This window comes from Candidatus Caldatribacterium sp. (assembly GCA_014359405.1).
In the GTDB taxonomy this organism is placed as follows: Bacteria; Atribacterota; Atribacteria; order Atribacterales; family Caldatribacteriaceae; genus Caldatribacterium; species Caldatribacterium oleiphilum.
Genome location: JACIZN010000160.1, coordinates 1 through 3182, shown reverse-complemented (window position 1 = coordinate 3182; position 3182 = coordinate 1). Strand labels below are relative to the sequence as shown.

Annotated in this window: 5 protein-coding genes; all 5 read right to left on the bottom strand. The window is 53.9% G+C overall.

Going from position 1 to position 3182, the window contains the following annotated elements; genetic code table 11:
* The coding region (locus H5U36_09770; protein MBC7218396.1) for an orotate phosphoribosyltransferase at window positions 1–463 on the bottom strand (463 nt) is incomplete at its 3' end.
* A gap of 3 nt (window positions 464–466) precedes the next feature.
* A complete protein-coding gene (locus H5U36_09765; GenBank protein ID MBC7218395.1) occupies window positions 467–1372 on the bottom strand; it encodes a dihydroorotate dehydrogenase in 906 nt (301 codons plus the stop codon).
* Window positions 1369–2133, bottom strand: coding sequence for a dihydroorotate dehydrogenase electron transfer subunit (locus H5U36_09760; protein ID MBC7218394.1), 765 nt, complete (start codon window positions 2131–2133; stop codon window positions 1369–1371). Before H5U36_09760 ends, H5U36_09765 begins: the two co-directional genes overlap by 4 nt.
* Window positions 2130–3050 (bottom strand): orotidine-5'-phosphate decarboxylase, encoded by a 921-nt coding sequence (gene pyrF / locus H5U36_09755; GenBank protein MBC7218393.1) that lies wholly within the window; start codon window positions 3048–3050, stop codon window positions 2130–2132. Before pyrF ends, H5U36_09760 begins: the two co-directional genes overlap by 4 nt.
* Window positions 3034–3182 (bottom strand): hypothetical protein (locus tag H5U36_09750; GenBank protein MBC7218392.1); only part of this gene is annotated, 149 nt, incomplete at its 5' end. The genes pyrF and H5U36_09750, both read right to left, overlap by 17 nt.

Below are 3182 nucleotides of genomic sequence, written 5' to 3'. Positions count from 1 at the left end.
GGAGGGAAACCTTTCCCCCACTCCGGTCCACAAGCGCCCCGACTCCAACAATGGGTGCTCCTTTTTCCCGCACAGCCTCAATCACTTCAAGGAGAGATGCTCCAGTAGTCACGACATCTTCCACGATGAGGACCCGGTCTTTCTCGCTAAGGGCAAAGTCCCTCCGAAAGCGCATTTTCCCCTCTTCGCGCTCTGTGAAAGCCATACGGACTCCAAAGACCCGGGCAACCTCGTAGGCAAGCACAATACCGCCGACTGCCGGCCCGACGACAACGTCCACCTTTTCCTCTTTGAAGTTTTCAGCAATTGCTTGGGCAAGTTGCTCCACGTACTGAGGATACTGGAGGAGCTTGAATTTTTCCACGTAGTAGGGGCTGTGGAGTCCTGAAGTCAGAAGAAAATGCCCCTCAAGAAATGCCCCGGCTTTCCGGAAAAGATCGAGAATGGCTTCTTTTTCCAACAATCTTCACCTCACTCTTCCTATAATTTCTTCGATATCCGTGATACCCTTACGCATGAGGTACTGTTGCATTCCCTCAAGAATCCGCATCGCGGAGGATGGATCCACAAGGTTTGCCGTTCCAATGCCTACGGCCCGTGCCCCCACAAGGAGGAACTCCAAAGCGTCGTCCGCAGTGGTGATTCCACCCATACCGATAATAGGGAGTCCTGTGATCCCCACAAGCTCGTACACCATTCTCAGGGCAAGAGGTTTGATGGCCGGTCCAGAAAGACCAGCCGTTTTAAGGGCAAAGATGAAACTCATCCGCTCCACATCGAGAGCCAGAGCGGGAAAGGAATTGGTTACACTTAAGGCCTCAATTCCCTCTTCTTCAAGGAGCGTTACTGTAGCCTCCCAGTCCCTTACCTGGGGTCCAAGTTTGGCGATGAGGAACTTTCCGGTTGCTGCACGTACTCCACGCACGAGTTTTCGGAGTTCCTCCAAATCTGCGACGAAACTTGCTCCGCCCTTTTCCACATTTGGACAGGAGAGATTGAGTTCCAGAGCATCGATTCGGGCTATTTTGTCAAGTTCCCGGGCTACGGCGACGTACTCATCAACCGTTCTTCCCCAGATGTTGACAAAGATACGCGTTGAGAGATTCTCAAGGAACGGTAAGTCTTCTTCCAGGAACCTTCCTACTCCTTTGTTCTCAAGGCCTATGGAGTTCAGGATTCCGGCTCTGACCTCCCAGATTCTGGGTGGAGGGTTACCCTCGCAAGGCAAAAGGCTTAAGCCTTTCACCGTGATGGCCCCGAAATCGTTGAGATTGAGGTATGGTTGCATTTCTCTTCCATACCCGCAGGTTCCAGAGGCAAGAACGATTGGATTCTGCAACATGAGTCTTCCAAGGTGCACAGAGAGCTTCACAGCATCACCTCAGAAAGTTTGAAAACCGGCCCATCACTGCACACGTGCCAGTATCCCCCGCCCTTTTTCGGTACGGCACATCCAAGGCACACTCCAAAGCCACATCCCATTCTTGTCTCAAGGGAGACTTCCACCTTTTCTTCTCTTCCCGAGAAGATTTCTTTGAGCTTTCGGAGCATTCCCTCTGGTCCACAGGCGTATACCTTTGCGTCACTTTTGAAAACGGCATCTAAGTGTCTTCTCACAAGATCAAGAACCGTCCCGCAGAATCCACCCGCAACCTTTTCCTCGCAGCTCCAGAAAACCTCCGGAATGCCCTCAAGGACTCTCAGGAGAGCGAGTTCCTTTCTTTCCCGGACTCCCACGAAGAAAAGGGAGGGGATTGTCCGTTTTAGAAACTCCAGGGCGAGGAAAACGAGGGGGACAATCCCCCGCCCTCCTGCGATGAGGACCCCCGAGGAGGCATCAAGGGAAAAACCCCTTCCCAGGGGACCGAGAACAGAAAGGACATCTCCAGGCTCGGCGCGTGCCAGGAGTGCCGTTCCTCTTCCGGTAACCTCAAAAAGAAGCGTGAAGGAATCCCCCTGAGTCCGCAGAACCGCAAAAGGGCGTGCAAGGAGAGGATCGAACACCTCTTGGAAAGGACGAACCATGACGAACTGGCCGGGCTTAGCCTGAGCCGCGATGCCACTCTCCTCAAGCTCAAGGAGCACGAACCGTTCCCCAATTCTCTCTTTCCTACGCACTCGGGAAAGCTTCACGGCATGACACTCCGCAGAATCCTCTGGTACTCGCGGGCGCGTTCCCGAGCCCTCTCGGCAAAATCTTCTCCTCCCTCTCTGCCTCCTCTGCGGTACGCAAAGAGAATGTCCCGGGAAACATTAACGAGGGCTCCCAGCCCTCCGGAGAGGAAGGCGAACCGGAGTGCCTCGACACTTCCCCCTTGCGCTCCCACCCCCGGAATGAGAAAGAGAAGGTTCGGGAAGCGCTCTCGAAGGTACTTCAGGTCTTCTGGGTATGTTGCTCCCACAACGATTCCGAAAGAACTCACCGGGGTACTTTCCGGGAATTCCCCCCGCAGGGTATCCACAAGAGAGGCAACTTTTTCGAAAACTCGCACCTTGTGCCCCTCATCCTGGATAAAGGGTGCCGATGGGTTTGAGGTACGAGCAAGAACGAAAACCCCTTTCCCACTCCGGTGGGCTTCCTCAAAGAAGGGACGAAGGCCATCCTCACCGAGGTAGGGATTCACGGTAAGCGCGTCAATGCTCCAGGGGGGAGGAAGGATTGCATTACCCACTCTGATTCCCGAGAGGTACCCCTGGGCATAAAGAACGGCGCTACTTGCAATGTCATTCCGTTTTCCATCAAGAATCACAAGAAAGCCTCGCTCCTTTGCAAGGCGTATGGTTTCAGAAAGCACTCTTATTCCAGGAACGCCAAGGGCTTCGTAGAAGGCAAGCTGTACCTTAATGCAACCCACTTCTTCTGAGAGTGCCTCAAGGAGCTCGGCTCCAAATGCCAAGACCACGTCTGCAAGTCCCTCAAGACTCACTCTTTGAGGCATGAATCGCCGAAAGAGAAAAGGGGGAAGGAAATCAAAGTGGGGGTCAAGACCAACCACGAGGGGTCCGAACCGGCGCACCTTTTCAGTGACTCTCTCAGCAAAACTCTCCATCCACGATTCTCCTCTCTGCCATGACCACCCTTCCCCCGACGATGGTGTACACTGGCCAGCCCCGAAGGGACCATCCCTGGAAAGGGCAATTCTTGCCCTTTGACTCAAACTGTGCAACGTCTACTTCCCATT